This window comes from Daejeonella sp. JGW-45 (assembly GCF_029360805.1).
Lineage (GTDB): Bacteria > Bacteroidota > Bacteroidia > Sphingobacteriales > Sphingobacteriaceae > Daejeonella.
The window spans coordinates 618,339-645,175 of the sequence record NZ_JARKNC010000008.1 but is presented as its reverse complement, the minus strand read 5'-3'; the positions used below and the strand labels follow the sequence as shown (position 1 = coordinate 645,175).

Annotated in this window: 28 protein-coding genes; 13 read left to right on the top strand and 15 right to left on the bottom strand. The window is 43.6% G+C overall.

Translation table 11 applies throughout. The features are described from left to right. Nucleotides 1-36 precede the first annotated feature (36 nt). The 4 genes from P2W76_RS12460 to P2W76_RS12445 form a co-directional block, all read right to left on the bottom strand. A complete protein-coding gene (locus tag P2W76_RS12460; protein ID WP_276348155.1) occupies nucleotides 37-663 on the bottom strand; it encodes a nucleotide exchange factor GrpE in 627 nt (208 codons plus the stop codon). Nucleotides 664-705: 42 nt separating this feature from the next. Further along, nucleotides 706-1,392 carry an ATP-binding cassette domain-containing protein gene (locus tag P2W76_RS12455; protein WP_276348154.1) on the bottom strand — a complete coding sequence of 229 codons (687 nt, stop codon included), beginning with the start codon at nucleotides 1,390-1,392 and terminating at the stop codon, nucleotides 706-708. Nucleotides 1,393-1,394: 2 nt separating this feature from the next. Next, nucleotides 1,395-1,598 (bottom strand): fructose-6-phosphate aldolase, encoded by a 204-nt coding sequence (locus tag P2W76_RS12450; RefSeq protein WP_276348153.1) that lies wholly within the window; start codon nucleotides 1,596-1,598, stop codon nucleotides 1,395-1,397. A gap of 90 nt (nucleotides 1,599-1,688) precedes the next feature. After that, nucleotides 1,689-2,714, bottom strand: coding sequence for an acyl-CoA reductase (locus tag P2W76_RS12445; protein WP_276348152.1), 1,026 nt, complete (start codon nucleotides 2,712-2,714; stop codon nucleotides 1,689-1,691). A 100-nt stretch (nucleotides 2,715-2,814) separates the two neighbouring features. Here P2W76_RS12445 and P2W76_RS12440 point away from each other — a divergent pair, with 100 nt between their 5' ends. Next, on the top strand, nucleotides 2,815-3,165 hold the full coding sequence (locus tag P2W76_RS12440) for a 4Fe-4S dicluster domain-containing protein (RefSeq protein ID WP_276348151.1): 351 nt from the start codon (nucleotides 2,815-2,817) through the stop codon (nucleotides 3,163-3,165). 145 nt (nucleotides 3,166-3,310) lie between these two features. On the opposite strand, the gene P2W76_RS12435 is transcribed toward P2W76_RS12440, so the two are convergent. Then, on the bottom strand, nucleotides 3,311-3,781 hold the full coding sequence (locus P2W76_RS12435) for a universal stress protein (protein ID WP_276348150.1): 471 nt from the start codon (nucleotides 3,779-3,781) through the stop codon (nucleotides 3,311-3,313). Between the two features lie 127 nt (nucleotides 3,782-3,908). On the opposite strand from P2W76_RS12435, the gene P2W76_RS12430 reads away from it, so the two are divergent. Continuing rightward, nucleotides 3,909-4,691: a C40 family peptidase gene (locus P2W76_RS12430; protein WP_276348149.1), complete on the top strand. Its 783-nt coding sequence runs from the start codon at nucleotides 3,909-3,911 to the stop codon at nucleotides 4,689-4,691. Between the two features lie 106 nt (nucleotides 4,692-4,797). Here P2W76_RS12430 and P2W76_RS12425 read toward each other — a convergent pair whose 3' ends face one another. The 9 genes from P2W76_RS12425 to hisG form a co-directional block, all read right to left on the bottom strand. Beyond that, complete coding sequence (locus tag P2W76_RS12425) at nucleotides 4,798-5,706, bottom strand: WD40 repeat domain-containing protein (RefSeq protein WP_276348148.1); 909 nt, start codon at nucleotides 5,704-5,706, stop codon at nucleotides 4,798-4,800. A 132-nt stretch (nucleotides 5,707-5,838) separates the two neighbouring features. Continuing rightward, nucleotides 5,839-6,426 carry a bifunctional phosphoribosyl-AMP cyclohydrolase/phosphoribosyl-ATP diphosphatase HisIE gene (hisIE, locus tag P2W76_RS12420; RefSeq protein ID WP_276348147.1) on the bottom strand — a complete coding sequence of 196 codons (588 nt, stop codon included), beginning with the start codon at nucleotides 6,424-6,426 and terminating at the stop codon, nucleotides 5,839-5,841. Nucleotides 6,427-6,432: 6 nt separating this feature from the next. Next, the gene (hisF, locus tag P2W76_RS12415; RefSeq protein WP_276348146.1) at nucleotides 6,433-7,233 is read right to left on the bottom strand and encodes an imidazole glycerol phosphate synthase subunit HisF; all 801 of its coding nucleotides are present in this window, start codon (nucleotides 7,231-7,233) and stop codon (nucleotides 6,433-6,435) included. Nucleotides 7,234-7,248: 15 nt separating this feature from the next. After that, a complete protein-coding gene (hisA, locus tag P2W76_RS12410; RefSeq protein WP_276348145.1) occupies nucleotides 7,249-7,998 on the bottom strand; it encodes a 1-(5-phosphoribosyl)-5-[(5-phosphoribosylamino)methylideneamino]imidazole-4-carboxamide isomerase in 750 nt (249 codons plus the stop codon). A 4-nt stretch (nucleotides 7,999-8,002) separates the two neighbouring features. Beyond that, nucleotides 8,003-8,596 carry an imidazole glycerol phosphate synthase subunit HisH gene (hisH, locus tag P2W76_RS12405; RefSeq protein ID WP_276348144.1) on the bottom strand — a complete coding sequence of 198 codons (594 nt, stop codon included), beginning with the start codon at nucleotides 8,594-8,596 and terminating at the stop codon, nucleotides 8,003-8,005. Then, complete coding sequence (gene hisB / locus P2W76_RS12400) at nucleotides 8,593-9,684, bottom strand: bifunctional histidinol-phosphatase/imidazoleglycerol-phosphate dehydratase HisB (RefSeq protein ID WP_276348143.1); 1,092 nt, start codon at nucleotides 9,682-9,684, stop codon at nucleotides 8,593-8,595. Before hisB ends, hisH begins: the two co-directional genes overlap by 4 nt. Beyond that, a complete protein-coding gene (gene hisC, locus P2W76_RS12395; RefSeq protein ID WP_276348142.1) occupies nucleotides 9,681-10,736 on the bottom strand; it encodes a histidinol-phosphate transaminase in 1,056 nt (351 codons plus the stop codon). The genes hisB and hisC overlap by 4 nt, the downstream gene beginning before the upstream one ends. 80 nt (nucleotides 10,737-10,816) lie before the next feature. Continuing rightward, entirely contained in the window at nucleotides 10,817-12,103 is a 1,287-nt protein-coding gene (gene hisD / locus P2W76_RS12390; RefSeq protein ID WP_276348141.1) for a histidinol dehydrogenase, read from the bottom strand. A 19-nt stretch (nucleotides 12,104-12,122) separates the two neighbouring features. Further along, on the bottom strand, nucleotides 12,123-12,974 hold the full coding sequence (hisG, locus tag P2W76_RS12385; RefSeq protein ID WP_276348140.1) for an ATP phosphoribosyltransferase: 852 nt from the start codon (nucleotides 12,972-12,974) through the stop codon (nucleotides 12,123-12,125). 406 nt (nucleotides 12,975-13,380) lie between these two features. On the opposite strand from hisG, the gene P2W76_RS12380 reads away from it, so the two are divergent. Genes P2W76_RS12380 through P2W76_RS12365 form a run of 4 tightly spaced genes read left to right on the top strand, consistent with a single transcriptional unit; the run spans nucleotide 13,381 to nucleotide 17,976 of the window. Further along, complete coding sequence (locus P2W76_RS12380; protein ID WP_276348139.1) at nucleotides 13,381-15,438, top strand: VWA domain-containing protein; 2,058 nt, start codon at nucleotides 13,381-13,383, stop codon at nucleotides 15,436-15,438. After that, on the top strand, nucleotides 15,431-16,696 hold the full coding sequence (locus P2W76_RS12375; protein WP_276348138.1) for a dihydroorotase: 1,266 nt from the start codon (nucleotides 15,431-15,433) through the stop codon (nucleotides 16,694-16,696). The genes P2W76_RS12380 and P2W76_RS12375 overlap by 8 nt, the downstream gene beginning before the upstream one ends. A 9-nt stretch (nucleotides 16,697-16,705) precedes the next feature. Next, nucleotides 16,706-17,377, top strand: coding sequence for a hypothetical protein (locus P2W76_RS12370; protein ID WP_276348137.1), 672 nt, complete (start codon nucleotides 16,706-16,708; stop codon nucleotides 17,375-17,377). Between the two features lie 26 nt (nucleotides 17,378-17,403). After that, nucleotides 17,404-17,976: a DUF4199 domain-containing protein gene (locus P2W76_RS12365; protein WP_276348136.1), complete on the top strand. Its 573-nt coding sequence runs from the start codon at nucleotides 17,404-17,406 to the stop codon at nucleotides 17,974-17,976. Nucleotides 17,977-18,076: 100 nt separating this feature from the next. Here P2W76_RS12365 and P2W76_RS12360 read toward each other — a convergent pair whose 3' ends face one another. Further along, entirely contained in the window at nucleotides 18,077-18,487 is a 411-nt protein-coding gene (locus P2W76_RS12360) for a response regulator (protein WP_276348135.1), read from the bottom strand. 230 nt (nucleotides 18,488-18,717) lie between these two features. Here P2W76_RS12360 and P2W76_RS12355 point away from each other — a divergent pair, with 230 nt between their 5' ends. From P2W76_RS12355 to hscB, 7 genes are all read left to right on the top strand, one after another. After that, nucleotides 18,718-19,671, top strand: coding sequence for a glycosyltransferase family 2 protein (locus P2W76_RS12355; protein ID WP_276348134.1), 954 nt, complete (start codon nucleotides 18,718-18,720; stop codon nucleotides 19,669-19,671). 15 nt (nucleotides 19,672-19,686) lie between these two features. Then, complete coding sequence (locus P2W76_RS12350) at nucleotides 19,687-20,655, top strand: glycosyltransferase (RefSeq protein ID WP_276348133.1); 969 nt, start codon at nucleotides 19,687-19,689, stop codon at nucleotides 20,653-20,655. Nucleotides 20,656-20,657: 2 nt separating this feature from the next. Further along, nucleotides 20,658-21,413 carry a DUF975 family protein gene (locus P2W76_RS12345; protein ID WP_276348132.1) on the top strand — a complete coding sequence of 252 codons (756 nt, stop codon included), beginning with the start codon at nucleotides 20,658-20,660 and terminating at the stop codon, nucleotides 21,411-21,413. After that, the gene (locus P2W76_RS12340) at nucleotides 21,403-22,923 is read left to right on the top strand and encodes a GH3 auxin-responsive promoter family protein (RefSeq protein ID WP_276348376.1); all 1,521 of its coding nucleotides are present in this window, start codon (nucleotides 21,403-21,405) and stop codon (nucleotides 22,921-22,923) included. Before P2W76_RS12345 ends, P2W76_RS12340 begins: the two co-directional genes overlap by 11 nt. Nucleotides 22,924-22,925: 2 nt before the next feature. After that, nucleotides 22,926-24,104 (top strand): 1-deoxy-D-xylulose-5-phosphate reductoisomerase, encoded by a 1,179-nt coding sequence (locus P2W76_RS12335; RefSeq protein WP_276348131.1) that lies wholly within the window; start codon nucleotides 22,926-22,928, stop codon nucleotides 24,102-24,104. Nucleotides 24,105-24,134: 30 nt separating this feature from the next. Next, entirely contained in the window at nucleotides 24,135-25,463 is a 1,329-nt protein-coding gene (rseP, locus tag P2W76_RS12330) for an RIP metalloprotease RseP (RefSeq protein WP_276348130.1), read from the top strand. A gap of 145 nt (nucleotides 25,464-25,608) precedes the next feature. Then, nucleotides 25,609-26,151 (top strand): Fe-S protein assembly co-chaperone HscB, encoded by a 543-nt coding sequence (gene hscB / locus P2W76_RS12325; protein ID WP_276348129.1) that lies wholly within the window; start codon nucleotides 25,609-25,611, stop codon nucleotides 26,149-26,151. Nucleotides 26,152-26,837: the final 686 nt, after the last annotated feature.

Here is a 26,837-nt window from a genome sequence, read left to right as displayed (position 1 = left end):
CCAGTTGATCCCCTTTTACTGGTCATTATATTTTTCTTATGATCCAATTACAACTTTAGCGAAACGGATCACTTTATCATTCAGATAATAGCCTTTTTCCAGTTCATCAACAACCTTTCCCTTCAGTTCATCCGAAGGTGCCGGAATATTAGTGATCCCCTCATGAATGTCAGCGTTAAACTCGGCGCCCCGCGCTTCCATTTCTTTTAACCCTTTTTGTGAAAGTATATTTTTTAATTTGTGATGCACAAGTTTCACACCTTCTCTAACTGCCTCAACGTCGGTTGCGGTCTCCATAGATTTAAGGGCTCTTTCGAAGTCGTCAAGAACAGGCAACAGGTCAACGATCACGTCTTTTCCTGCCATCTGGAGTAATTCAAGGCGTTCTTTACTTGTGCGGCGTTTGAAATTGTCAAATTCTGCGTATAAACGCAGGTGTTTATTCTGCCATTCTGCTACCTCGGCTTTTAAGCGTTCTTCTTCAGTTAAAGCTTCCTCTGCGGTTTCCGGATTATTCTCAATATTGTTTTCGGTATCTAGCTTGCTCTCGTCTTCAGGCAATACATTCTCTTCCTGCAATTCATTCAGTTCCTGATCTTCAGGTTTGCTATTCTCATCCATTTTATTCTTCTTCTTTTTATTAAACACATCTGAAAGACTCATAACTATGGCTATGACAATTCTTTTGCCAAAAGCTTAAATGCGTCAGAGTGGCAGGGAGACATCCTCATGTACCTCTCCGCCTTCACATTTAATTATTCTTGACGGGAAAGTGCGCATAATATGGTAATCGTGGGATGCCATTAATACCGACGTGCCTGATAAGCTGATCTGTTTCAACAGGGTTACGATTTCCTCGGAGGTGTCGGGATCAAGATTACCGGTCGGCTCATCGGCCAGGATTAATTCGGGGTCATTAAGAAGAGCGCGGGCGATAACCACACGTTGCTGTTCGCCTCCGGAAAGCTCATGAGGCATTTTTTTTATTTTAGAACGTAAGCCGACCTTTTCAAGAACATCAAGAATTCGCTCAGAGATAAGCTTTTTATCTTTCCATCCTGTTGCCTTCATAACAAACTCGAGGTTTTGTTCGATGCTGCGATCGGTGAGCAGCTGAAAATCCTGGAAGACGATGCCAAGCTTACGACGAAGGAAAGGCACGTCCTTCTCAGCAAGTTTTTTAAGGTCAAAGCCGGCAACATGTCCTTCGCCGTTTCCAATATGAAGATCACCATAAATTATTTTCAGCAAACTGCTTTTTCCCGAGCCCGTTTGTCCGATAAGAAAAACAAACTCCCCTTTGTCAACGTGGAGATTTACATTGCTTAATACCAGGTGTTTTTGTTGATACACATCCACCCCCTGCAGCTTAATAACGGAATTGCCAATCATAATCAGATCTCTAATTTTAATATTTGCCCAAAAGGCAGGTCTTTAATAATGTTCATTATGCGGTCTGCATGGTCTGCTAATCCGGCTTTGTCGAGTGCTTTTTCAGGCCTGTCTAATCGAAAGTAGGCTAGTAAAGTGAACTTTTCATCCCTCAGCTGGACATAATCGGGAATCTTTGCAACGCCTTTTACTTTAATAACATACATGAGCCGTAAAGTTAATAATTAGTATTCAGTATCAACAATCGGGATGCATTCACTGTTAAAACGCTTAGTTCTGATGGTCTTAGATATACCTTACTTAATACTCGTCAAAAAAGCGATGGTATCGACACCATCTGCATAGTCCCATAATTCAGGCGACTGGCTTGCGCCGAATTTGACAGTTCTTAGTGATGAGTCATCACCGGAAATAACGCATTGGATCTCGTCAGAACGCTCGGTAATATCTTTTTCCAGCACCCGTATATCATCATATTCCTGGTAATATAATACGGCCAGGGGAGAGGCCAGTCTTTCATCCTCCTTTACCAAAAGAAAACCATTGTCGAGGTGTTTATCCAGATTTACGAGATAAATGGATTTATTGTAGTCGTAATTGTTGTTGTATTTGTGATGATCAATTACTGGTTTGAAGCTTTCAATTCCCTCAAAAAAATGTTTAAAATCATATCCACGCGGGACATAGAGTTTGGATACATTGCGGCATCCCAGACCAAAATAATCGAATATGTCATGACCCAGACCGAGCAGCTCTTCAGCACTTTCGTCGCCTTTCAGAATAGCAACACTATTTCTGTTCTTCCGGATAATATGAGGTACCCGGTTAAAATAATATTCAAAATACCGGGACGTATTATTACTGCCGGTAGCTATAACCGCGTCAAAGCCGGTTAGCTTTTCAATAAATTCTACTTTATCGTTGAAGCCCGGCTCAATCTCAACTAGCTTGTTAATGATATATGGAATGAGCACTTTGTCCTGGGAGGAAAGCTTCACAAGCGCCTTATTGCCTGTAGCAATTACACAAAGTATGTCGTGAAATCCAACGAGAGGGATGTTGCCAGCGAGGATTAGTCCAACTGATTTGCCGCTGCCAGGATTCTCATCGTCATTACCTGGTATCCATTTTTCCAAATCAGCTGTATTCAGCATTGCAGCTATCGCCTTTAAAGCATTTTTAACGCTTTCCGGAGTAAACCAGGCATTGAATTGTTTTGCCGAGTTTATCAGCTCTGTTAATTGCCCATCAGGCGTGTGCAATACCTCGCCCAGCCTGGCAAAAGCTGCCAATCGTTGTCTGGTTGTCAAATTCTCACTCATCGGAAAAATTTACTTCAAATAATGTATATTTGTATCGTTTTTAAATAGTCGCCTTATTTTAGGTGCAAAATTAACTTAACTAATAGATTTTTAGACAGAGATGGCAATTAAAATCACCGATGAGTGTATTAACTGCGGGGCATGTGAACCAGAATGCCCGAACAATGCAATTTACGATGCGGGAGCTGCCTGGAGATTTTCAGATGGCACAGGCTTAAGCGGGGTAATTGATTTCGGTGATGGAACAACCCTGGATGCCGGTGAAACGCAATCAGCAATTTCAGACGAAGTTTATTATATCGTGCCTGATAAATGTACCGAATGTGTTGGATTCCATGATGAACCTCAATGTGCTGCGGTTTGTCCGGTAGACTGTTGTGTTGATGATGAGGATATTCGCGAAAGCCGCGAGGAGTTACTTGCTAAGAAAGCCTGGTTACACGCGGAGTAAGCCACATATTTATTATTAATAGAAAAGCGGTTACTTTTAGGAGCAGCCGCTTTTTTTATGTGATCAGGGTTGGAGGTCTGAAGTCTGATGGATTTCCGGCATTTAATATCCGTTGTGCTTCTCCGCCAAGATCAGAGCTCCGGCTTCAGACCCCCGGTTTCGGAATAATCAACACCGGGCATTTAGCTTTTCTCGCCACACTTTCAGAGACGCTTCCCGATATAAAGTGATCAAGCCCGGTCCTGCCATGCGTGCCAAGGATGATCAGATCAGCCTTGAAGTCGTCTGCTACAGCGAGAATTTCGTCCTGCGCGCGACCAACCTTAATGTAATTTGCAATTTCTACGTCGCTTCCATATTGTTCATGGATTCGCTTAAACAAGTTTTTACTTGCTTCTTCCTGAATTTCCATAATTTCGGGGATCATCAGCGGCGTTTCACTCAAAAGCGGGTCGGCGATATAAGGGGTGCTGACCGGAATATCATCTGCATGAACAAGTGCAATTTTAGACCCTAGCTTTTTGGCAAGCATTACTCCATACTGAATGGCCTGATCTGAATATGGACTGTCTTCAACTGCGATCAGAATTCTGTTTATATTCTCCGGACTCTTCATATAATTTATAACACGGTTTAAAGGTTTCTGTTTCTGCGACAAACTGATCGACAGCTGTTTGAGCAGGCTGATACATTAATCGGATCAATTTTATCCAATTTAACCTAAAATTGGTTTATTTGCAATTATGAATCAACAGTTTGGCGTTTGCAACCTATCTCTGGTGCCTGTGCGGACGGAACCGTCCGACCGCAGTGAAATGTGCTCACAATTATTATTTGGAGATCACTTCACCTTGTTGGAAGCAACAGAAAAGTGGGTTCGAATCTCAACTGCATACGACGATTATGAAGGATGGATCGATAAGAAGCAATTTGCGGAAATCGAGCATGCGGCTTTCGTAGCTTTGCACGACCTGAATTCTATATTAGGATTATCGATCAACCACCGTATCGTAAAGACATCGAGCAATGAAATCCTGAACCTGGTCGCGGGATCGAATATTCCTGGAAGGCTTGATAATTTTTTCTACCTGCGCGATACCAGGTATAAGCTCGAGGGCGAAACGGTTAAGCCGGGGAAAGAAAATTTCAGAAGCGGGATTCGTGAGGCTGCGATGTTCTATTTGAACGCCCCGTACCTCTGGGGTGGGAAATCGGTTTTCGGGATAGATTGTTCGGGCTTCACTCAGATGGTATTCCGGCAGTTTGGAATTAAGATTAAGCGGGATGCTTACCAGCAGGCTGAGCAGGGGGAACTGGTTGGCTTTTTACAAGAAGCGAAGGGCGGTGATCTTGCATTTTTCGATAATGAAGAGGGACGGATTACACATGTCGGGATTATGCTGGATAGTGAGCGTATTATCCACGCTTCCGGTCGTGTGAAAATAGATCCGATAGATAATCAGGGGATTTACTCCAACGAGCTTAAAAAGTATACGCACAAGTTGAGGATCGTCAAGCGCTTTTAGCGTTTTACGTGGTACGTGGTACGTGGTACGTTTGCACAGCGCACCACTCTTCTGCTTGAAATTTCTTAGTTACGACCAATCAAACGTAGAACGTACTACGTATAACTTAAAACTGAATATCCCAGACTTTCAACAACTTATCGTCACCTACCGAGATAAGTCTGTTTTCGGAATCCCAAACGATCTTATTAACAGATAGTCTGTGCATATCGTAGCCTTTTTCAGAGCTCAGGGTTTTTTTAAGGTCGTAATTTTCCGTATCCCATATTTTGATCGTCTTGTCACGGCTTGCGGTAGCAAAAAACGGCAGCGCGGGATGGTAAGCAATGCTGTAAATAGTAAATAAATGTGCGGGGACGTTTTTTAAAAGTGCATAGTCCGTTGTATCCCATATCTTCAACTGCGCGTCCCTGCCGCCAGACAATAACCTCTGGCCATCCGGTGAGTATTGCAATGCAGTTACCGGCATGACGTGCTCACCGAGCTCTGCAATCAGGCTATAGTCGCCGAGATTATAGATCCGGATGATGTTATCTTTGCACCCGAATGCAACTGTTGTTTCATCAGGACTTATAGTTATGGTACGAACCGTAGTCGAAGAAACCTGGAATCTATAAAGCATCTGCATGCTTTTCAAATCCCACACAGATACCGATCCGTCTTCAGAGGAGAGAAGCAGCTCGCCCTTGGAGGTCACTGATTTAATGTCGAACACCGGCAGCTTATGAAAGTTAAGAACGTGAGTGATCTTTTGTTCTATAAAATTAAACACGTTCACTTGCCCGCTCCGCTCTGCGGAAAGAAGAACAGGCTCGCTTTTCGGACAATGCAGAGCATACACCGAAGATCGTACAGGAAACATGACTTTGATAAAAGCCATTGTTTTCAGGCTCCATTCCACTATACCCCGGTCGTTCCCCGCGGTAAACAGAATTCCCTTCTTCTGCGAGTTTTCTGCCGTGAATATCGGATTTTGGTGGCCGGATAAAGTTGCCTGAAGCTTAATTTCGATCATAGTGCGGAATTATATTTTGACAAGGAGCAGGAAATTCAAATCTACCATGGCGGTCAGCTGCCCATTCCCAACTTTCCACTCTCCACTTTCAGTTTTCAGTTTTCAGCTTTCACTTTCCACTTTCCACTTTCTTCACCGGTGTCTGCCCGCCAAATTTTTCGCTATTGTTTCAAGGCTAATTCCTTTTTCTTTCATGAGAACCAACAGGTGGAAAACAAGATCCGACGATTCATTAATGAAATCGCCTTCAGTTTCGTTTAGCGCTGCGATGACAGTTTCCACTCCCTCTTCACCAACCTTTTGTGCGATCTTATTTAATCCCTTACCACGTAATTTATTGATATATGAATTCTCAACAGGGTTTTCATAACGATCGGCAATTATATTCTCAAGTTCGAAAATGAAGTTCTGATTATACTCGGTATTGAAGCAGCTCCGTGAACCAGTATGGCAAGTGGGTCCTGCGGCCTCTACTTTTATCAGCAAGGTATCGTGGTCGCAATCTTCGCTTATAGAAGTTACTGTCAGGAAATTTCCACTCTCTTCACCTTTTGTCCACAGGCGGTTTTTTGTGCGCGAAAAAAAAGTGACCCTGTTTTCTGATAAGGTTTTTTGGTAAGCCTCCTCGTTCATGTACCCCAGCATCAAAACCTCCAGGGTTTTGTTATCTTGTATAATTACCGGGACCAGGCCATTACCCTTGTTAAAATCAATTTTCATTTCCTTCTATATTCTTACTTCAATATTATTCTGTCTTAGAAGCGTTTTCAGGTCGGGGATAAGGATTTCGCCATAGTGAAACACTGAGGCCGCTAATGCCGCGTCGACGTTGGCATATTTAAAGACATCTACAAAATGCTGCTTATTTCCTGCGCCGCCGGATGCAATTAGCGGAATGCCCATTGTAGTATTTACTTTCTTAAGTAAGGCATTGTCGAACCCCGCTTTAGTGCCATCCTGGTCCATCGAAGTTAACAGTATTTCGCCTGCGCCGCGTTCTTCTGCTTCTTTGATCCAGGCTTCTGTTTCAATATCAGTTTTTATACGGCCGCCGTTCAGATGGACATAGTTTTTACCGTCGACATATTTTGTGTCGATGGCAACCACAACAAACTGCTTTCCAAACGCAAGCGCCAGTTCATCGATAAATCCCGGGTTTCTTACAACCGCCGAATTAACCGAAATTTTATCTGCTCCCGAATTTAATAAGATATCGGCGTCAGTAATTTCATTGATCCCCCCACCGATAGTAAAGGGAATGTTAACTTGCGTAGCAACCGACCTGACCAGCTCGACCAGCGTTTTACGCCGTTCATGAGTAGCGGTTATATCCAGGAATACGAGTTCATCAGCACCCTGTTGAGAATATTGATATGCCAGTTCTACGGGGTCACCAGCATCGCGCAAAGCGACGAAATTGACACCCTTGACGGTGCGGCCATCCTTTACGTCAAGACAAGGGATAATCCTTTTAGCCAGGCCGGTTTCTCTTAACTCACCAGGAAGAGTATGTATTATTTTATTCAAAACTCCTGATCACATTTAAAAGCTGATCAAGGCTCTTAGGTTCCAGTCCTTTATTTCTTCTATCGTGATGCGGCCTTCGTAGATAGCTTTTCCAACCACGCAGGACTCGACCTTAATCTTATGAAGTTTTTCAATATCGTCCATTGAGCTAATACCGCCTGATGCAATAAGCTTAATAAAGGGGGAATGATCAAGCAGCTTTTTATACAGTTCTACCCCTGCACCTCCCAGTTTGCCGTCTTTATCAATATCTGTGCAAAGAAACCTGAAAAAGCCGAGGTTCAGGCACTTGTCAACATAGTCCATCATCTTAATAGGCGAGCTCTCCATCCAGCCGGAATACTTAATCACCTCGTCCAAAACATCGATAGCCACCACTATCTGATCTTGTGATTTATATTTCCCGCAGATCTCGCTGCTCAGCTCAGGCAGGAATTCCGCGTTTGTAAGGGCTTGAGTTCCCACAATTATGCGGTGTATACCTGAGTCGATAAGCTCCTTTACCTTATCAATACTACGTACGCCGCCTCCATACTGAACTTTAATGTCAGTTTTGTTAATTATATCAAACAGAAATTTCTGATTGCTAAAATCACCTTTCGCTCCATTCAGGTCTATGATGTGAATGAACTCGGTGCCGTTTGATTGATACTTCTCGATCATTTCTTCGAGAGTAACATCATAAAAGGTAGCTTGCTCGTAATCTCCTTCGCGAAGGCGGACAACCTTTCCGTTTAAAATATCAATGGCTGGGATTATATACATGGGATTAAGTTAATTGTGAGAAATTTTTTAATAGTTGTTCGCCGGCAAGTCCGGATTTTTCAGGGTGAAACTGAACTCCATAAAAGTTATCTTTTTGAATAACTGCAGAAAATTTTATTCCGTATTCTGCTAACGCAATAGTAAAATTAGAATTAAATTCTATAAAATAAGAGTGAACGAAATAAAAATGAGCCTCCGGCAATATTCCGTCGAGCAGGGCACTTGGTGTCAGGGCGCTAACCCGGTTCCACCCGGTGTGCGGAACTTTAATCTGCAAGTCCTGATTAAAGAGTCTGGTTTTCAGCGGGACGATCCCGGTGAGGGTAGAATCCCCTTCTTCCGAAAATTCGGTTAGCAGCTGCATACCTACACATATTCCAAGCACCGGCTTGTCGAGCTTAAGTATCGATGGGATAAGCCCGGTTTCTTCAAGTTTTTTCATTGCAGACCCGGCATGGCCTACGCCCGGAATGATGTACCGGTCGTATTTGTCGAAATCGCCGGCGGTACGGATCATTCCATATTCAAACCCCAGTCTGTCCAGCGCAGCTGTTAATGAAAAAATATTTCCCGCTCCGTAATATACAATTCCGATCATATAACCCCCTTGGTAGTTGGCAGTTCGGTACCCGTCACCTTTATGGCCTGTTTTATGCTTTTCGCGAGAGCCTTAAAGCTCGCTTCTATCATGTGGTGTGTGTTATTACCATCAATTATCTTTAAGTTGAGGTTCATGCCCGCATGTTCTGAGAATGATTTCATCCAATGTTCGAACATCTCAGTAGGAAAATCGCCGACATATTCGCGGTCGAATTTGCCTTCATAAATGAAATAGGAACGATCCGAAAAATCTATTGCGCACTGAACCAAAGCTTCGTCCATGGGCAGCAGAAAGCCGTACCGCTCAATGCCGCGTTTATCTCCCAAAGCCTGCTTGAATGCTTTGCCGAGCGCAATGGCGCTGTCTTCAATGGTGTGATGTTCATCAATTTCAAGATCACCCTGAACGTTTAGCACAAGATCTATTCCTGAGTGTTTAGCCAGCTGATCAAGCATGTGATCATAGAATTTGAGGCCGGTATCGATTTGATGCTCTCCATTACCATCCAGGTTCAAACTGAGCCTGATCCTGGTTTCATTGGTATTTCGCTCGATATCGACTTTCCGGTCTGTTCTTTTGGTCAGAAATTTAGTGATCTCGATCCAGTCCCTGCTGTTCAGATCGGCTTCATGGCCCTGCTCTCCGTAAAAAATAGAGCGGCATCCGAGGTTCTTAGCCAGTTGCACGTCAGTTGCCCTGTCACCGATAGTGTAAGAATTACGAAGATCTATTAAATTCGATATAAGGTAGCTGGTCAGCATGCCGGTATTTGGTTTTCTGTTTGGGCTGTTTGCTTCTGCAAATGAGTCATCTATGAAGATCTCAGCAAAAGTAATGCCCTCATTACGCAGTATATCAAGCATTTTCTGATGAGGTTTCTGAAAATCCTCTTCAGGGAAACTGCTTGTACCCCGTCCGTCCTGATTTGTTACCATCACCAGCTCGTAGCCATGATCCTGCAATTTCTTAAGCGATGATATCGCATAAGGAAGGAACTCCAGCTTTTCGAGGCTATCCACCTGCATATCAACCGGTGGTTCAACGATCATAGTACCATCGCGGTCTATAAATAATACTTTTTTCATCTCTGGGATAGGAAATTTTTCAAGTTTACGATCAGGCTTTCATTTTCTGCAGGCGTGCCGATAGTTATGCGCAGCGAATCTTCGCAAAGCTCAACCTTTGACCGGTCGCGGACGATTATACCTTTTTCCACAAGGTAATTGTAGATCCCTTTTGCGTCTGTAGTTTTCACCAGGATAAAGTTCGCATCCGAAGGATAAACTTTTTTAATTATTTCCAGCTTTTCAAGTTCGGCTGCAAGCTTCTCGCGTTCGCTAACGGTTTGTTTGATCCAGGCATTGACCTGCTCTACATTTTGTAGCGCTTCAAGAGCAAGCTCCTGCGAGGCCTCATTTATGTTATAGGGAGGTTTAACCTTGTTGAATACTTCGATAATCTCTTCGCTGGCAAAGGCCATTCCGAGCCTTAACCCGGCTAAACCCCAAGCTTTTGACAGGGTATGCAACACAACCAGGTTGGCATATTCAGTCAGCTCCTGGATAAACGTTTTTTGTCTCGAATAATTGATATAAGCCTCATCAATAACCACCAGACCGCTGAAATTAGTGAGAACAGTCTCGATATCCGCCCTGTTTATTGAATTTCCCGTCGGATTATTCGGCGAGCAAATAAAAATGAGCTTCGTGTTATTGTCTATGGCTTCTGCGATGCCCTCCAGGTCAAGCTGATAATCCGCCGTCAGTTTAACTTTACGGATCTGAATATCGTTAATACCGGCAGATACCTCATACATTCCATAAGTGGGAGGGACGATTACGACATTGTCGACACCGGGACGGCAAAAAGCCCTGAAAAGAATGTCGATAGCCTCATCGCTTCCGTTTCCTAAAAAAATATTACGTGGTGGTACGCCTTTAATTTCACTAAGTCTGGTCTTAACTTTGAACTGCATAGGATCAGGATAACGGTTGTAACTGGTCGCCAGTGGCGATCCGAAACTATTCTCATTCGCATCCAGGAACACCGATGCCTCTCCCTTAAATTCATCGCGGGCAGATGAGTAAGGAACGAGGTTTTTAATATTTTCTCTGAGTATATTTTGAAGATTAAACATGTATTTCTATCGTTATTATTGAAACAGGATCTTTTACCTTAATTCTCCGCTATGATCCTGCTAATCTCTGCTGTCTTATATTATTTTAATCGCACGGTTATAGCATTCTTATGCGCATCTAAGCCCTCTAACGAAGCTAAAACCTCTACTGCCGGCCCCAGGTTTTCGATTCCGGCACGGCTGATATGCTGAAAAGTTATCTTTTTTACAAACGAGTCGACGGATACGCCGGAATATGCCCTGGCGTAAGAACTGGTAGGCAGGGTATGATTTGTGCCGGACGCATAATCGCCAGCGCTTTCCGGAGTTAAATGACCGAGAAATACAGAGCCCGCATTGATTATCTTATCGAGTAAAGACTCCCATTTGTCGGTCGCGAGAATAAGATGTTCCGGTGCATAAGCATTACTGAACGTCATACTTTCATCCAGGCTGGCAGTCAGTACGGCATATGAATTTGCTATTGCCTTAGCGGCAATAGTGTGACGCGGCAGTGCAGGCAGTTGTTTGTCAAGTTCTTTGATGGTTTGATCGATAATTAATTGTGAATCTGCGATCAGCACAGCCTGACTATCGGCACCATGTTCAGCCTGCGCCAAAAGATCTGCAGCAACATAAACCGGATTTGCAGTTTCGTCGGCAATTACCAATACCTCAGAGGGGCCGGCAGGCATATCAATAGCGGTCTGGCTCTCAGATTGTATAATGGTTTTTGCTTTGGTTACATATTGATTTCCGGGCCCGAATATCTTATCAACCTTTTCAACGCTCTCTGTTCCATAGGCCATAGCAGCGATGGCCTGCGCTCCGCCTATAAGGTAGATCCTTTCAATCCCTAAGAGTTGTGCGCAATAAGCCAGATACGCGTTTACCTTTCCATCTTTTTGAGGGGGGGAACACACAATTATTTGTTCACATCCGGCAATTTTTGCAGGAATGCCTAGCATAAGAAAGGTGCTTGGCAACACAGCTGTGCCCCCGGGGATGTACAAGCCTACTTTTTCAATGGCCCGCGTTTCCCGCCAGCAGGTAACTCCTGCAGTCGTTTCAATCTTGCCCTCTTTAACGAGCTGAGCTTCGTGAAATTTCCAGATATTGTTATAGGCAAGCTGAATCGCTTGTTTTTCGGAATTACCTACCTTAAAAGCAAGTGCGTCAATCTCTTTTTTGCCGATATAGAGCTCGTCCAGCGTTATACCGTCGAATTTTTCGGAAAATTCTTTTAGTGCGGCGTCGCCCCCGGTTTTAACCCTTTGGATAATATCGTCCACGGTTTTCCGGATATCGTTGTTTACGTCTGTATTCCGTGTGCAAAGTTTTTTGATATTTCCAGGATCAAGATCACACAGTTTATAAACTTTTAGCATGGCCTCTGATTAACCGGGTTTACAATATGATCTTTTCTATTGGCATCACTACAATACCCTGAGCCCCCGCATTTTTAAGCAGGCTGATCTTTTCCCAGAAATCGCGCTCCGGGATCACAGTATGAACAGCAACCCAGCCTTCTTCAGCCAAAGGCACTACTGTAGGGCTCTTTACACCTGGCAGGAGCTTTACAATCGTGTCCAGGTTTTTAGACTCAGCATTCAGCACTACGTATTTTGTTTCTTTTGCGCGAAGAACAGACTGGACCCTCTGGATCAGTTCGATGACCAGGGGATTGGACTCTTCTCCTTTTCTTCCAATTAGTACAGCTTCTGACGAAAGTACATCTGCAAAAGGTTTAAGACCATTGCTTTTTAACGTCCCTCCCGTAGATACTATGTCAAAAATTGCATCGCTCAGGCCGAGGCCCGGAGATATCTCGACAGAACCAGAAATTGTACGAATGTCTGCGCTGATATTATTCTTTTCGAGAAACCTTCGCAGGATCACCGGGTACGATGTTGCGATGGCTTTTCCGTTAAGATCAGCAATATTCCGGATATCGCTGTTATTCTGAACAGCAAGTTTTAAAGTGCATTTTCCGAATCCAAGCTTTTGTAAGTAGCTTACTTCGACTTCAGTTTCGCTGATAACGTTTTCGCCTACAATGCCAAGATCGGCAATGCCATCCTGCACATATTCAGGGATATCATCATCTCGCAGGAATAGAATTTCTAAAGGGAAGTTCGATACGGTGGAAATCAGAGAGCTTTTATAATTTTCGAAACTTAAGCCACAGTTTTTTAAAAGTTCAACCGATTTTTCGTTTAGTCTACCAGATTTCTGGATAGCAATTTTAAGAGTTTTCAAATTTTATGTTTTAATCAGACCAAAAAAATTATTAAGAAAGAGTTTCACGTAGAAACGTATATTATTTTATCATCGCCGCAAAGCGATGATGGAAATGTACGTCATGTGTGAAAACTTTTTTCATAATATTTGGCCCAAATCTGCTTGGGAGGCGAGCAAATATAGTGATAGGATGTTGATTTACAAAAATAAATAAGTTCGGGTTTCGCCGGATCCATATGAATAGTTATACGTTTTACGTAATACGTTCTACGTTAAAACCCGGTTCTGATCGAAAATCCAGGTGAAATGAATTTTCCCGGGAAATCAAAATGGGCTGATGCACGCTAAAAAAGCTAAATCGATTTCCGTGAACTTAAAACTTATAACGTACAACGTATAACTTTTTTCCTATTTTTGATACTTAATGAGATTCCTGTCCCCCGGATTTTTGTTTGCTCTTCTGGCATTAGCCATTCCCATCATTATACATCTTTTTAATTTCCGGAAGTTCAAGAAAGTATATTTCAGCAATGTTCGGTTTTTGAAGTCTGTTCAAATTCAGACCTCATCACGACAACATTTGAAAGACCGGCTGATACTGGCGTCCCGACTGCTTGCACTTTCGTTCCTGGTTTTTGCTTTTTCCAGACCATACATTCCTAATTCAAACGACAAAAATGCCTATCAGTCACAGGTAGTAAGTATTTTTATTGACAACTCTTACAGCATGGAAGCTGTGAACAAAGAAGGGACATTGTTGGATGAAGCCAAGCGGAGAGCGAAGGAAATAGCATCAGCATATAGTTTGAATGACAAATTTCAGCTGCTTACTAACGACTTTGAAGGCCGGTTTCAGCGTTTACTGAATTACGATGAATTTCAAAGAGCGGTGGATGAAGTTCAGATCAGCGCCGCCAACCGCGATTTAAGCCAGATCATTCGCCGGCAGGAGGATGTGTTTTTGGGCGAACCTAACGCCAGGAAGACAGTTTATGTTATCTCAGACTTCCAGGAAAATATACTTCCTCAATCATCGGTACAGGCTGATAGTGCTGTTTTAGTTAGGCTTGTTAGGTTAAAAGCGAATTCGCAGCCCAATATTTCAATAGACTCGGTGTGGTTTGTTTCGGCTATTCATAAGCCCGGTGATTCTGAACAGCTGGTTGTAAGACTTAGAAACAATTCGGATGAGGAAGCTGAAAGTATTCCTATTAAAGTTGCTCTAAACAGGCAGCAAAAAGCTATCGGTAGCCTGACCATTCAGCCCCGCACTACGTCAACCGATACACTATCATTCAGCGGACTTAAAGCGGGCTGGCAGGAAGGTGAGATCGTGATCACTGATTTTCCGGTTGTGTTTGATGACCGCTTCTATTTTAGTTTTAAGGTACAGCCTTCTATTCCTCTGCTCATCATAAACGGCGGCCTGGAAAATGAATATCTTAACTCGGTTTATAAATCGGATCTGTTCTTTAATGTGACCAACGTTAGCTCTGGTAGCATAAATTACTCCAGCCTTGGTAACTATCCGCTCGTAATATTAAACGAGCTTGCTGAGATCAGCGACGGGCTTATTCAGCAGTTGAAGGAATATGTCAGCAGGGGCGGCAGCCTGATGGTTTTTCCGGAGCTCCAAAGCAATCAGGAAGGGCTAAAGAGCTTATTGCAAGCCCTTCGAACGGATTTGCCTGCGGAAATTGTAAACGCAGAAACAAAGGTTACAGCTATAAACCTTCAGCATCCCGTATTTAAAGGCGTGTTTGAAAATATACCGCAGAAGCTTGATCTCCCGGTAGCTAAAAAATACCTCCGTTATACAATTCAGAACAATACAACGAGGCAAAGTGTGCTGGATTTTCCGGGAAGAATGACATTTTTTAGCGACTACCGGATGGGAAAAGGTAAAATTTATCTTTCGGCTGTGCCTTTGAACCCGGAAACGAGTAATTTTGCCAGACATTCTGTATTTGTACCGATCATGTACCAAACGGCACTCTTGTCCCTCCAGGATCAAAATTTATATCATAAGCTGAACATAGATCAGGTTGTCGAGCTTCCTAAACTTACGCTCAGCTCAAACCAGACATTGAAGCTGCGAAGAGATAAATTTGAAGCTATTCCTGATCTGCGCCAGAATGAAAATGCCTCCCAGATATATGTAGCCGATCAGATCAGGCAAACCGGTAACTACGAGTTGCTAAAGAATGACAGTTTACTTGCGATTCTTTCTTTCAACGACCCAGGCCCGGAATCAGACTTGAGCTATGCTGGCGACCGTACCATAGAGGCCAAATTCCCGGGTCATAAAATTGACCTGATAACGCCGGCAGCAGGCTCTATGCAGGGCGCTGTTAAGGCTATCAACCAAGGGACATCTCTTTGGAAATTATGTATCATACTTTCATTATTATTCCTGGCGGTTGAGATATTCCTTATCCGATTCTATAAAAAATCACAAACTAAAGCAATAAAACTTGAATAACTTATTAATTCAGTCAGCCACGATCCTTGATCCTCAAAGTAAATACAGCGGGAAGGTTTTCGATGTTCTTGTCGCAGATGGCAAAATATCAGAAATTGGTAAGGGCATTAAATCTCCTGATAAGAACCTCACGACCATAAATGCCAGGGGGCAGTATCTCTCAGCCGGTTTTTTCGATCTTAACGCAAGTTTCGGTGATCCGGGGCTTGAAACCAGGGAAGATGTAGGTAGCGGAAGCAGAGCCGCTGCTGCAGGAGGATATACCGGCCTGGCCCTGCTTCCCAATACACAGCCGCCAATTCATTCTAAAGCTGAAGTATCGTACCTGGTAAACCGGGCTAAGGGGAATATAGTGGATATTCATCCTTTGGGATGTGTTAGCCATAATTGCGAAGGGAAGGAGCTTTCTGAAATGTTCGATATGCGGGAATCAGGCGCTGTCGGCTTTACCGACGGGAAGAAGCCGATTAGCAATGCCGGATTGATGAGCCGGGCTCTTTTGTATTCAAAATCGTTTAACGGTCTGATCTTCTCCTATGCTGAAGACCCAGATATCGCCGGTAAAGCGAAGATGAACGAAGGCGTTATGAGCACGTACCTTGGGATGAAAGGAAACCCTTCGCTGGCTGAAGAGTTGATGATCTCGCGCGACCTTTATCTTGCGGAGTATAATGATGCACGGATACATTTCAGCACGGTCAGCACGGCTAGGAGCGTCGACCTGATCAGGAAGGCAAAGAGATCGGGAGTAAAAGTAACCTGTGATGTTGCGGCTCATGCCCTTGTGCTTACCGAAGACCAATTGGAAGGTTTTGATAGCAATTATAAGGTGAAACCTCCCTTACGTACAAAAGCAGATCAAAAGGCCCTTATCGCAGGTCTGAAAGATGGCACCATCGATGCAATTGTTTCTCAGCATACTCCTCATGAGATCGAGTTTAAGAACGTTGAGTTTGAGATCGCTTCTTATGGGATGATCGGTCTGCAGACCGTTCTGCCTCTGGCTTTGAAAGCCGGGCTGTCGCCAGAACTGATCATTGAGAAGATAGCTGTAAATCCGCGAAAAATACTCGGATTGCCGAATCCGCATTTTGAAAAGGGGATTTCTGCTAACTTTATTTTATTTGATCCGGCCGAAAAGTGGACATTCGATGAGCAAACCAATTATTCGAAATCAGAAAATTCACCTTTTATGAATGAAAATCTAACAGGAAAGGTTAAGTTAGTATATAATAATGCCCAATATCTCACGTATTAAATCGATCTTATGGATGCAGGTGTAAAAAAGGCAATGCTCGCAGCGTTGAGACAATATGCTGCGGTTAGCAGGGAGGATAGTAAACCGTTCTTCGATAAGCTTGTGGAGGTATTTGGCGGTGATGGCGACTACCTTGAAAAGGTGGAAGCCATGGACACACTGTTTGACGACAACCCTGCATATGAGTCGTTGAGAGAGATATTCTTCGACCTGTTACTGATTAACTTCTTCAACGAAGATGTGCGAAAATTGGAAGAAGATTATCTGGAGTCATCCGAATGGGAAGCAATAGAAGAGAAAACCCTTGACAGGGGAACTGAACTCTTGAACCTGATGCTATATCTGAAGGAATGTGAGGACGAGGATATCGAACCTGAATTGGGCGACTTCCTGAAGGAATTTCTTCTCGTTGATGAAGACGAATTTCAGGACGAGCACCGCATCTATGAGGATGTTATAACGAACCAGATCCTGGTCGACAGCGATCTGAAAGAAGTGGCCAGGGTAGTAAAAGAACTTCCGGAAGACTCGGAATTAAAAGAATTATTTTATCCCATGATGGGATTTTTCCGTGACCAGAGCCCCGACAACGAAGAATTTGAAGATTTTGTTAAATACAGCACTAATGCGGATTTCGATTCTGCAGTATATTCATTGTTAATTTCGTATAATCAACGCTAACTAAAACCTAACTTAATTAATTCAAAATGGAACTGTCGTTACAAAACTTAAACAAAGCCGCTGTTAATAACGGCGTTATTATCGGGATACTGTCGGCTATCCTGGGTATCGTGATCTTTTACACCGCGCCAGCCTTATTTGGTTCGATGGGATTTGGAATCGGTAATATGGTGTTTCTTCTGCTGGTTTATATTTATTTTACATTGGATCTCCGCAAGAAGATTGGGGGTTACTGGAATTTTCGCCAGGCCTTAAAAGGTATCTTTCTTATGGCCTTTGTTGCGGGCCTAATAGTTGCCGTATTCAATTTCATATTCTATAAGTTCATTGAACCGGGCGCTTTTGCAACAATCTCAGGCCACGTGGAAGAAGGCTTGAGATCTACCTTCGAAAACATGGGAATGGATGAAGATGCAGCCGATCAGACCGTTGCCAAGCAGATCGAACAGATGAGGTCGCAGTTCGATCCCACCATTAAGGATTTCTTTACCAATCTGGGTATTGCTATCGTAGTGGAGTTTGTATTGTCACTCATCTTCGCGGCTATATTCAAAAAAGAAGCACCCATTTTTGCACCGTCGGAAAACGACGAAGCTTAAAAACAATCAGACAGAGATTTTCGGTGGTGCTGAAGTTAGTCACATATCTTCAGTGCCGCCATATTTGGCCTCTTTCACGCAGGCGTCCGCCCGGGAAGGTTCAAGGTTGCATGCGGAGTGTGTGGGGTAATTGAATATTCCTAAAGTATTCGACCGTTAATTGTGTAGTCACGAAATCGACCACCAGGGGGTAGTTTTTAGCCCTGTTTATTTCGTTCTGATCAACTGTAAAGGAGTTGATTATTACCCTGGTGTTTTTAAAATCCGGTAAATACCTTTCAGTGAAATAGTCAAGAAATCCCCATCCGTCAATGTTGGGCATGTGAATATCTAAAACTACCAGTGCCGGGTAGTCTTCACCCCCTTCTTTTTTCAGCCGGGCATAAAAATCCAAGGCTTTCTTCCCATCGTTAACAGTTATAACCTTATTGGTTATCCCCGATAATAAAAGCAGGCGCTTTTGAAGGAACAAGTTGATATCGCTATCGTTAATACAAAGTACAGAAATCATAGGATAGAGTAGATAACAACAAATTTAATGTAAAATCTGTATTTATCTGCCTGAAAAAGTTATCAATTATATTTTTTCCGGCTCCCATTTCCGGAAGACCTTTTTAGAATCCGAAAGAAAACTATATATTTTGACTTTTATTAATGAAATTTGCACCTTAATTGTCGGGTGGGACGTTGGCCGCTTTCAACCCGATAGCTACCGGGTTTCCACTTTCAATTTTCTAGTTAATGAATATTTCAGTTGTCGTTCCCTTGTTCAACGAAGCAGAATCACTGCCCGAGCTTACCGGTTGGATAAGCCGTGTGATGGATGCAAACGACTTTTCCTACGAGATTATTCTTGTAGATGATGGAAGCAACGACGGATCCTGGGAAGTGATAGAATCTTTAAAACAGCAATTATCCAACATTGTAGGAATAAAGTTTCGTAGGAATTATGGTAAATCAGCAGCCCTGAATGTTGGCTTTGAAGCAAGCCAGGGAGATGTTGTAATTACTATGGATGCCGATTTACAGGATAGTCCGGATGAGATCCCGGAGCTGTACAGGAAGATTACTGAAGATAAATTTCACCTGGTGTCCGGATGGAAACAGAAACGACACGATCCGCTTAGTAAAACAATCCCAACCAAAGTCTTCAATTTCTTTACCCGCAAGATGTCAGGTATTCACAACCTCCATGACTTTAACTGCGGTTTAAAGGCCTACAAGAAGGATGTAGTGAAAAACATTGAAGTTTATGGAGAAATGCATCGTTATATACCTGTTATAGCCAAATGGGCAGGATTCACGAGGATCGGTGAACAGGTGGTTGAACATCGCGCCCGGAAATATGGCACCACAAAATTTGGCTTAAGCCGCTTTGTTAACGGCTTTCTTGATCTCCTGTCGATATTTTTTGTTGGCAAGTTCTCTAAACGCCCTATGCATTTTTTCGGCACAATGGGAGCCTTGAGTTTTGTTGCCGGTCTCGGGATAACAGTTTGGATCATAGGCAATAAACTGTATAATATTTCAATGCACATTCACAACAATCGTGATGTTACCGATCAGCCATTATTCTACATAGCATTGGTGGCGATCGTAGTTGGATTTCAGCTTTTCCTTACGGGATTTATAGCCGAGCTTGTTTCACGTAACTCCCCGGAACGGAATACCTATCATATTGAAAAAACCGTATAGCCCGCTTTACCTTTCATGTTCTTTTCGATAATAATTCCATTATACAACCGTCCGCAGGAGATAGATGAGTTGCTTGCTACCCTGACCAGGCAGACTTACACGCAGTTTGAAGTAATAGTGATCGAGGACGGCTCAGTAAAAGATGCAAAGGATATTGTTGATGGCTACGCTGAAAAGCTTGATATCTCTTATTATTTTAAGGAAAACGGCGGCCAGGGTTTTGCCCGGAACTATGGCTTCGAACGTGCCCGCGGAGATTACTTCGTCGTGTTCGATTCGGATTGCCTCATCCCCGAAGATTACCTGGAGACAGTGAAGGATTTCTTGCTGGAACACCGGCTTGACGTATACGGCGGACCCGATGGCGCGCACACCTCATTCACATCGGTGCAAAAGGCAATCAGTTATTCCATGACCTCCCCGTTTACGACAGGAGGGATCCGGGGGAATAAAAAACATATCGGAACATTTCATCCGCGAAGCTTTAATATGGGATTGTCGCGCGAGGTATGGGAATCAACAGGCGGATTTATCCTCACCCGACTTGGCGAAGATATCGAATTCAGTATCCGCGCAGCTTCAAAAGGATTCAAGATAGGGTTAATCCCGGGCGCTATGGTGTACCATAAAAGGCGAACCAGTTTTAGCCAGTTTTACAAACAACTGCATTTTTTTGGCCGGGCCAGAATCAATATTTATAAGCACTTTCCTGCAGAACTCAAGATGGTTCATTTCTTTCCGGCCTGCTTTACTATTTTCATTCTGGCAGGTATAGTTTTCAACCTGCTAAAACATCCTCTGGCAGCATTTTGTAATACTATACTGGTTTTGTATGTTTTGTTGATATTTTTCCATTCCCTAACGGTAAACAAATCGGTAAAAGTTGCATTTTTGAGCGTTATTGCTTCATTGGTTCAACTGGTGGCCTATGGCCTTGGGTTCATTCAGGATTTTTGGAAGCGCATAATTTTAAAACAATATTAAATATGGATAGAGGAATTAGCGTGAGGGATGTTTTGTCGGACTCCTGGGATCTTGCAAAAAACAATTTTTGGATACTGATTGGCTTTACAGTCACCCAGTTCGTGTCACTGCTTATCATAGGATCTTTGGTCACGCTCGTATTCGGTGAGGCAAGTACCTTCGGATTAGGGCTTCTGACGCTTTTTGATGCTTTCTTTACCGTTGCCTTCTATCAGGTATTCTTCAAACTCATAGATCAACCGGGTGATGCGGAATTTCCTGACTTCATTCCCAATATGGTCAAAGCGCTCAACTTTCTCATTGTTAAACTTATCGTAGGACTGGGCCTGGCATTTGCCAGCGCGCTTTTGATAAATCTTTATTACACTGCTTTCGCGCCCGATGTGCAGATCGATGAGAACAGCCCCTTCGCCTGGGAGCTGCTCCCGGTATACATCCTGGCAGCTGTCGGAATTACCTTCGTAACCGTCAGAACTAGTTTTGTCACTTGTTTTATAGTTGATCAGGAATCCGGGTCGTCGGAAGCGATCAGCCAGAGCTGGGCTCTTACCAAAGGTCATTTTTGGTTTGTATTTGTACTTTATTTATGCATGCTGGGAGTTAATATCCTGGGTGCAATGGTGATATTCATCGGGCTATTATTTACTGTGCCGTTTTCAAGTATTATTCTCATTATCGCCTACCGTCACATGGCGAACAGGTATATGGAAGAAGAAGAGATATTGCTTGACAATGTAGAGAAGAATGATGGGAATTAAGTCTCTGCTGGCGAAACCCCTGGCTGCATTTGCAGTGATGCGCATAAATAAATGGAAAAATAATGCGCTTGCTGCCCAGGACAGGGTTTTTGCGAAGCTGATAAAAGATGCAAGGCAGACAGCTTTCGGCCACGATCATCTTTTTTCAAGCATCAATTCATACGAAGATTTCAAGAAGAATGTCCCCGTTCGCGACTATGAGGGCCTCAGGCCTTATATTGAACGTGTAGTCAACGGTGAAACTGATGTACTTTGGCCGGGTAAGCCTAAGTACCTGGCTAAAACATCAGGTACAACCTCGGGTACCAAATATATTCCTATTTCCCATGCTTCCATGCCCGAACATATCTGGGCAGCGCAGAACGCCATGTTCTGTTATATTCACGAAACAGGGAAAGCAAAATTCCTGGACGGCCGGATAATTTTTCTGCAGGGGAGCCCTGTGCTGGAACATAAAAATGGAATTGCAGTCGGAAGGCTTTCGGGTATCGTCGCAAATCACGTTCCTGCTTATCTTCAGACCAACCGCCTGCCGTCGTTCAAAATAAATAGTATTGAGGATTGGGAAGAAAAGGTCGAGGCGATAGTCGATGAAACTATCAACGAGGACATGCGGCTTATTTCAGGTATCCCGCCCTGGGTGCAGATGTATTTCGACCGCCTCTCTGCTCGCGCTGATGGAAAGAAGATCAAGGATATTTTTAAGAACTTCTCGCTTTTTGTATACGGGGGTGTAAACTTTGAGCCCTACAGGGCCCGGCTTGAAGAAAGCATCGGCAGACGCATCGACTCTATCGAAACTTATCCGGCATCCGAAGGTTTTATCGCTTTCCAGGACTCGCAGCGCGACAGGGGCCTTCTCCTGGCCGTAGATTCAGGTATTTTTTTCGAATTTATTCCGGCAGACGAATACTTCAATGAAAACCCTGCACGCTTATCTCTAAGAGATGTCGAATTGGATAAGAATTATGCCTTAATAATGAGTACTAATGCAGGTCTTTGGGGATACAGCATTGGTGATACCATTAAATTTGTTTCGAAAGATCCCTACCGGATAATTGTAAGCGGCAGAATTAAACATTATATTTCAGCTTTTGGTGAGCATGTTATCGGAGAAGAAGTGGAATCTGCAATTTTGTCCGCGGCAAAGGAAGAGAATCTTGAGATCACCGAATTTACAGTAGCCCCGCAGGTTAATCCTGAAACTACAAACGAAGGGTATCAGTTACCTTATCATGAATGGTATGTAGAGTTTGTGAAACCACCGGAAGACCTGAAGGCATTCAGCCTGAAGGTAGACAGGTCATTACAGGAACGTAATTCATATTATTATGACCTGGTCGAGGGAAAGGTTTTGCAGCCACTGGTAATGCATGCGCTTCGACGGGATGCATTCAGGGATTACATGAAGGCCCAGGGGAAACTGGGGGGGCAGAATAAAGTGCCGAGATTATCGAACGACCGGCTTATAGCTGACGAACTGCACAAGTTTGTAAGCTCAAAGAAATAGTAGTGAAAGAAGATAATAATCTTAAAAATATAGCCATTCTTGGCTCAACCGGAAGCATTGGTACGCAGGCTCTGGAAGTGATACGTCGGAATCCGGATCGCTTCCGTGCATTTGTGCTGACAGCGCAGAACAATGCGGAACGGCTCATCGCCCAGGCTATAGAGTTTAAGCCGCAATACGTGGTTATAGGTACCCGTGAAAAGTTCGAAGAACTTCAGGTCGTTTTGCACCCGCATGGAATAACGGTGCTTTGTGGCATAGATGATATGTGTGAGATAGTTACTCACTCCGATATATCACTTGTTCTTACGGCTATGGTAGGATTCGCCGGTTTAAAGCCCACACTGGCAGCAATAAAAGCTGGTAAAGATATTGCCCTGGCGAATAAAGAAACCCTCGTGGTTGCCGGTGAACTGGTTACAAGCCTGGCAGAAAAGCATAAAGTTAAGATCCTTCCTGTAGACTCGGAACATTCTGCCATTTTCCAATGCCTTGAAGGAGAGAATATGGCAGCGATCGAGAAAATATACCTGACCGCTTCGGGAGGGCCTTTTCGTGGGAAAACTTCGGAGTTCCTCTCTACGATCACAAAAAAAGAAGCTTTAAAACATCCCAATTGGGTGATGGGCGAGAAGATCACGATAGATTCGGCTTCACTGATGAACAAGGGACTGGAAGTTATAGAGGCGAAATGGCTCTTTAAACTGGATGTTTCACAGATCGATGTGATAGTACATCCGCAGTCAATCATTCATTCCATCGTTCAGTTTCACGACGGGTCGATGAAGGCTCAGATGGGCTTGCCGGATATGAAACTGCCCATTCAATACGCCATGGCATACCCCGAAAGAATTCCGAATAATTTCCCGAGATTCGATTTCATAGACTTTCCGGGCCTGAGTTTTGAAAAGGCTGACAAAAAGACGTTCAGGAACCTTGATTTTGCATTTAATGCGTTACGCAGCGGCGGGAATATGCCATGCGTGATCAACGCTGCCAATGAAGTCGTTGTGGCTGAGTTTTTGAACGATCGTCTGGGATTTCTGGACATGAGTGACATCATAGAACAATGCATGTCAGAAGTTATGTTTATTGAACAGCCTACTCTTGACGATTATATCGAAACCGATAGGCAGGCACGTGTATATGCGCTGGAATTAGTAACAAACAGGAAGTATTAATATCTAAAAAATAAAAACAGAGAATAAGGCATGGATGGATTAGTAATGACAGGTCAGCTGTTACTTGGGTTATCGATTTTAATTATTTTACACGAAGCAGGGCACTTTTTTGCTGCCCGCGCTTTCGGCATAAGGGTAGAGAAGTTCTACCTGTTTTTCGATGCCTGGGGTTTTAAGCTGGTTAGTTTCAATTATAAAGGTTGTGAATACGGCATCGGATGGCTTCCACTGGGAGGCTATGTAAAGATCTCCGGTATGATCGATGAGTCGATGGATACCGAGCAGCTCGCTGGTCCGCCGCAGCCCTGGGAGTTCCGCGCTAAACCAGCCTGGCAGCGACTAATTGTCATGCTTGGCGGTGTTGCCGTGAATATTGTGCTGGGTATATTTATTTTCTGGATGCTCACCCTAAACAATGGAGAGACCTTTGTGCCAAATGCAAAGATTCCGGACGGAATTGCCCCGGGAATAATAGGGCGTGAAATAGGCCTTCAGAACGGCGACAGGATCACGGCGGTAAACGGCAAACCGGTTGTGCGCTTTGAGGAATTGACCAGTTCTAAAGTACTGCTGGGAAATACGGAACTTACCGTAGACCGTAACGGGGAAACCAAGCATATCCATGTTCCCGGCGATGTGCTGGAGAGGGTATCCGATCTAGGTATCGGGCAGTTTGTCGAGCCTCGCGTGAAAATATCAGGCATCTCGCTGATTGAACCTGGAGGCAATGCAGCTAAGGCAGGGGTGAATAAGGGCGATAGCATAATCGCAGTAAATAATAAGCCGGTTGCTTTTTACGATGAATTCAAATCGCAGGTAGTTGCTAACTCGGGTAAGAAGGTTGAGCTTACTGTGGTGCGAAACAATGAAACCATTAAGATACCAACCAACGTTTCACCTGAAGGAACTGTCGGTGTATATATCCCTATGTACTTCAATATTCCTGTTGAAACTGTGAAGTATGGATTCTTTGAGTCCCTTCCGGTTGGAGCCTCACGTGCCTGGGGGTCATTTATGGACAATGCTAAAGGCCTGGGCAAGGTAGCATCCGGACAGGTAAAGGCAAATAAGGCATTTACAGGCCCTATAGGCATTGCTACCATGTTCGGGTCGGAAGTTAACTGGATTAAATTCTGGAGTCTTGTAGGTCTTCTTTCAATGGCGCTGGCCTTGATGAATCTCCTTCCTATACCAGCTCTTGATGGCGGCCACGCAATCTTTCTGCTTATCGAAATGATAAAGGGCAAGCCGCTTGGAGACAAATTCATGGAACGGGCACAAATGGTGGGATTCGTAATATTGATCACGTTGATGGTGTTTGTGTTTGGGAATGATATTATTAAGCATGTGATTAATTAGGGGAAAGTTGAGATCGGATAGCTATCGGGTTGAAAGTTGAAAGTTGAAAGTTGAGAGCGGAGAACTGAAAACTGAAACTGAACACGCCGGTTTGTCCGATCTGATCCTATGAGTTCTACAATCCTATAAATCCTGTTTCAATCAGATGTTAGAAAAATCCTATTTTGAGTTTTACGATCTTCCGGTCACTTTTCAGCTTGATGAATCCCAGTTGAAGAAGAAATTCTATGCTTTCAGCAAAGAGTATCACCCGGATTTCTATGCGAACGAGTCGCAGGAGAAGCAGGATGAGGTGATGGAATTATCCACGCTTAACAATAAGGCATACAAAGTCCTGTCTGATCCGTTAAAGCGCATTGAATATGTGCTCGAGCTTCATGAGATGCTTACGGAAGGAGATAAATACACCTTGCCGCAGGAATTTTTAATGGATATGATGGATGTGAATGAAGCCTTGATGGATATGGAATTCGATCCAGACCCTGCCCGTTTGATGGAATTAACTTCCGAAGTAGACCAGTTGGAAGCCTCCCTCTTCGATGAGCTAAAAAAATTAACTGACGAGTTTGATGCAAAAAACAACTCCGACCCCAACGGCATCCTGCTAAAAATCAAGGACATCTGGTACCGTCAGAAGTACCTGCAGCGTATCCGAACCAGCATTGATAAATTGAGGAATAAGAATTAAGAATTTAGCGAGCTCAGCCAATAATAATCTTGCTTCGAGCTTCAATTATTTCAAAAAAATATATAAGTTTGCATCCCGTTAAACAGTCAACGACTGGTTAGTAACTTATAACGTAATACTTATAACTTACAACTCAAAAAGCCCAGCTGGCGGTCCCGATAGCTATCGGGATGGTAGACGCGTCGGTCTCAAACACTAAATTTTTAGACCTGAGCAGGTAATCCGGGATTATTCCTGAGCCACCGGGAGGCAATACGGTAAATTTGCGGGTCACTCAGAAATATCCGGGGTTATTAATAGTTAAAATTTTATGATGTTTGTAGCTCGTTGGGCTTATCTGTAATATGTGAGTATGACCAATTAAATGCCCAGCTGGCGGTCCCGATAGCTATCGGGATGGTGGACGCGTCGGTCTCAAACACTAAATTTTTAGACCTGAGCAGGTAATCCGTGGATTATTCCTGAGCCACCGGGAGGCAATACGGTAAATTTGCGGGTCACTCAGAAATATCCGGAGGTTATTAATAGTTAAAATTTTATGATGTTTGTAGCTCGTTGGGCTTATCTGTAATATATGAGTATGACCAATTAAATGCCCAGCTGGCGGTCCCGATAGCTATCGGGATGGTGGACGTGTCGGTCTCAAACACTAAATTTTTAGACCTGAGCAGGTAATCCGGGATTAC

Bases quoted from the DNA above. Each gene is read 5' to 3' on its own strand.
- P2W76_RS12365 (WP_276348136.1), top strand. From the start codon at position 17,404: ATGGAACTGTCGTTACAAAACTTAAACAAAGCCGCTGTTAATAACGGC.
- hisIE (WP_276348147.1), bottom strand. From the start codon at position 6,426: ATGAAAATTGATTTTAACAAGGGTAATGGCCTGGTCCCGGTAATTATA.
- P2W76_RS12370 (WP_276348137.1), top strand. From the start codon at position 16,706: ATGGATGCAGGTGTAAAAAAGGCAATGCTCGCAGCGTTGAGACAATAT.
- P2W76_RS12425 (WP_276348148.1), bottom strand. From the start codon at position 5,706: ATGATCGAAATTAAGCTTCAGGCAACTTTATCCGGCCACCAAAATCCG.
- hisD (WP_276348141.1), bottom strand. From the start codon at position 12,103: ATGCTAAAAGTTTATAAACTGTGTGATCTTGATCCTGGAAATATCAAA.
- rseP (WP_276348130.1), top strand. From the start codon at position 24,135: ATGGATGGATTAGTAATGACAGGTCAGCTGTTACTTGGGTTATCGATT.
- hisA (WP_276348145.1), bottom strand. From the start codon at position 7,998: ATGTATATAATCCCAGCCATTGATATTTTAAACGGAAAGGTTGTCCGC.
- P2W76_RS12460 (WP_276348155.1), bottom strand. From the start codon at position 663: ATGAGTCTTTCAGATGTGTTTAATAAAAAGAAGAAGAATAAAATGGAT.
- hisH (WP_276348144.1), bottom strand. From the start codon at position 8,596: ATGATCGGAATTGTATATTACGGAGCGGGAAATATTTTTTCATTAACA.
- P2W76_RS12435 (WP_276348150.1), bottom strand. From the start codon at position 3,781: ATGAAGAGTCCGGAGAATATAAACAGAATTCTGATCGCAGTTGAAGAC.
- hisC (WP_276348142.1), bottom strand. From the start codon at position 10,736: ATGTTTAATCTTCAAAATATACTCAGAGAAAATATTAAAAACCTCGTT.
- P2W76_RS12340 (WP_276348376.1), top strand. From the start codon at position 21,403: ATGGGAATTAAGTCTCTGCTGGCGAAACCCCTGGCTGCATTTGCAGTG.
- hscB (WP_276348129.1), top strand. From the start codon at position 25,609: ATGTTAGAAAAATCCTATTTTGAGTTTTACGATCTTCCGGTCACTTTT.
- P2W76_RS12355 (WP_276348134.1), top strand. From the start codon at position 18,718: ATGAATATTTCAGTTGTCGTTCCCTTGTTCAACGAAGCAGAATCACTG.
- P2W76_RS12430 (WP_276348149.1), top strand. From the start codon at position 3,909: ATGAATCAACAGTTTGGCGTTTGCAACCTATCTCTGGTGCCTGTGCGG.
- P2W76_RS12380 (WP_276348139.1), top strand. From the start codon at position 13,381: ATGAGATTCCTGTCCCCCGGATTTTTGTTTGCTCTTCTGGCATTAGCC.
- P2W76_RS12360 (WP_276348135.1), bottom strand. From the start codon at position 18,487: ATGATTTCTGTACTTTGTATTAACGATAGCGATATCAACTTGTTCCTT.
- P2W76_RS12445 (WP_276348152.1), bottom strand. From the start codon at position 2,714: ATGAGTGAGAATTTGACAACCAGACAACGATTGGCAGCTTTTGCCAGG.
- P2W76_RS12350 (WP_276348133.1), top strand. From the start codon at position 19,687: ATGTTCTTTTCGATAATAATTCCATTATACAACCGTCCGCAGGAGATA.
- P2W76_RS12440 (WP_276348151.1), top strand. From the start codon at position 2,815: ATGGCAATTAAAATCACCGATGAGTGTATTAACTGCGGGGCATGTGAA.
- hisB (WP_276348143.1), bottom strand. From the start codon at position 9,684: ATGAAAAAAGTATTATTTATAGACCGCGATGGTACTATGATCGTTGAA.
- P2W76_RS12450 (WP_276348153.1), bottom strand. From the start codon at position 1,598: ATGTATGTTATTAAAGTAAAAGGCGTTGCAAAGATTCCCGATTATGTC.
- P2W76_RS12345 (WP_276348132.1), top strand. From the start codon at position 20,658: ATGGATAGAGGAATTAGCGTGAGGGATGTTTTGTCGGACTCCTGGGAT.
- P2W76_RS12455 (WP_276348154.1), bottom strand. From the start codon at position 1,392: ATGATTGGCAATTCCGTTATTAAGCTGCAGGGGGTGGATGTGTATCAA.